Annotated in this window: 1 protein-coding gene; it reads left to right on the top strand. The window is 55.3% G+C overall.

The annotated features are described in order from the left end of the window. Window positions 1–204, top strand: a 204-nt coding sequence (locus JAO32_RS19915; RefSeq protein WP_334243646.1) for a hypothetical protein, incomplete at its 5' end; no start/stop codon positions are given. Between the last annotated feature and the right edge of the window lie 49 nt (window positions 205–253).

The following is a 253-nucleotide window of genomic DNA, read 5'->3' as shown; positions in this document are numbered from 1 at the left end:
TATGCAGCGATCGCCTGGTATCACAACAAGGTTCCGCATACCGGCACGATGCAGGACTTTGTGCAGAAGGCACGCGAGTTTACGCGTGGCGAGTATGCGATTGCGCTGGATCAGGGCGATATGCTGCGCCCGCTGAATTCGATGCAGTGGCAACGAAGCTGGCGGGGTTCACGGGACTTTCTGTTGCGTATTGCAAGCAGGTAAAGCTGCGCATTGATCCTTCGCGCTTCCGTAAAGAGTTGCTACGCGATAA

Origin of the sequence: Terriglobus sp. ADX1 (assembly GCF_036877645.1) — a bacterium.
Lineage (GTDB): Bacteria > Acidobacteriota > Terriglobia > Terriglobales > Acidobacteriaceae > Terriglobus.
Note: the sequence above shows the minus strand (reverse complement) of the source record. Positions and strands in the feature narration are given on the sequence as shown.